This is a genomic window from Methylobacterium sp. WL7, assembly GCF_008040085.1.
In the GTDB taxonomy this organism is placed as follows: domain Bacteria; phylum Pseudomonadota; class Alphaproteobacteria; order Rhizobiales; family Beijerinckiaceae; genus Methylobacterium; species Methylobacterium mesophilicum.
In genome coordinates this window covers 1-1,936 of sequence record NZ_VRVG01000289.1, presented here as the reverse complement: position 1 = coordinate 1,936, position 1,936 = coordinate 1, and the positions used below count along the sequence as shown (strand labels likewise).

Annotated in this window: 1 protein-coding gene; it reads left to right on the top strand. The window is 70.6% G+C overall.

What is annotated here, in order from left to right:
• Window positions 1-288 precede the first annotated feature (288 nt).
• Entirely contained in the window at window positions 289-1,488 is a 1,200-nt protein-coding gene (locus tag FV233_RS29265; RefSeq protein ID WP_147857200.1) for a lytic murein transglycosylase, read from the top strand.
• The last annotated feature ends 448 nt before the right edge of the window (window positions 1,489-1,936 follow it).

The following is a 1,936-nucleotide window of genomic DNA, read 5'->3' as shown; positions in this document are numbered from 1 at the left end:
TTGGCGCGAATGGCGTCCATGAGCGCCCGGCCGGCGCCGGCCCCTACGCGTGCGCGGGCCTCCGCCTGGGTACTCGGCTGACCCATCAGACCGATCTCCGGCTCGGCGATGTCGGCCTGCCAGCGCTGCGACCGGACGACTGAGTTTCACCGCATGGACTCCGGGTGCCGCGCGGCGGCGTCCGGTCAGTCAGCCAGGCCGGTGGATTCGGTGCGGCCTAACCGCTCCTTAACCCTGGTGTTGCCTGATTCGGCGTTCATGCAACGGACGTCGAACGGGAACGCCAGGATGCGGATTCACTCCCTCGGATCGGGCGTCGCGCTCGGGGTCGGGCTCCTCGCGGGCCTCGCCGCGTTGCCGGCGCGCGCCGACTTCGATTCGTGCCTCGCCGGCATCCAGGGTCAGGCGGCGGCAGCCGGGGTGTCGGCCCAGGCTTTCCAGGCGGCCACCCGCGGCATCAGCTTCGACGACAAGGTGATCGAGCTCTCGCAGGCGCAGCCCGAGTTCAAGACGCCGATCTGGGACTACATGGCGGCGCTCGTGGACGACGAGCGGGTCGAGGACGGACGCGCGGCCATGCGCCAGAACGCGTCCGCCCTGGCCCAGGCCGAGTCGCGCTACGGGGTCGACCGCTACACCATCGCGGCGGTCTGGGGCGTCGAGTCCAATTTCGGCAAGAACCTCGGCAAGATGCCGCTGGTGCAGTCGCTGGCGACGCTCGCCTGCTCGAACAACCGCCGCCGGGACTTCTTCCGCGGCGAGTTGATCGCTACCCTGCGGATCATCGAGCGCGGCGACATCGCGCCGGAGCGGCTCACCGGCTCCTGGGCCGGCGCCTTCGGCCAGACCCAGTTCATGCCGACCACCTATCAACGGCTCGCGGTGGACGGTGACGGCGACGGCCGGCGGGACGTGGTCGATTCGGTGGCCGACGCGGTCGGCTCCACGGCGAACTTCCTGCACGTTGCCAAGTGGCAGAACGGCCAGGTCTGGGGCTACGAGGTCAAGCTGCCCCGCAGCTTCAGCGTCGGCGCCGCCGGGCGCAAGAACAAGAAGCCGATCGCCCATTGGGCCTCCCTCGGCGTGACCCGGGTGGACGGGCGCCCGCTCTCGGGCGAGGGCGCGGCCGGCATCATCGCACCCGCCGGCATCGACGGACCGGCCTTCCTGGTCACCCGGAACTTCGACGCGATCTACTCCTACAACGCGGCCGAATCGTACGGTCTCGCCATCGCGGTCCTGTCGGACCGGCTGCGCGGCAAGGCCGGCGTCCAGGCGGCCTGGCCGACCGACGACCCACCCCTGTCCCGGGCCGAGCGGCGCGACCTCCAGACTCGCCTCGCCGCCCGTGGCTACGATGTCGGCGAGCCGGACGGCAAGGTCGGCCAGAAGACCCGCGACGCGATCAAGGACGTCGAGCGCAAGCTCGGCATGACCCCGACGGGCCGCCCCGGCGGCAAGGTGCTGGAAGCCCTGCGCGGAAGCTGAGAGGGTGTGAGTCGTCCGGCCGTCACGCGCGACGGACGACGCGGTGCGTCCCGAACCGTCCATTCCGGCTCGCGATTCCGGGGCGGGACTGACGCCCTGCCCCCCTCTCGACCCTCGCTGACGCGAGGCCCCCTTCCCCCGCAGAGGGGGAGGGAGACGCACTTGGGTCCGGCCGTCGCGTCCATTCGGCAACGACATGTCAGCGTCGTAGCCCGCCCGGGCGAAGGGGCCCGCCCCTTGTCCTGCGCCCGGGTGTTCGGCCTCCGCTCGGCCTGTCCGCGCCGGGCCCGGCGCATCCCGCCGGCCCGATCCGCGCGCCCGGATGCCTCATTGCGGATCTGCCATGCGCCGATGAGAGAGATCGGCTGCACTGTATCCGAACTGTCGTAATCTCTAATACAAATACTCGGCACGTTCCGCGTTCGGCAGAATGATGGCTGGATAAAAA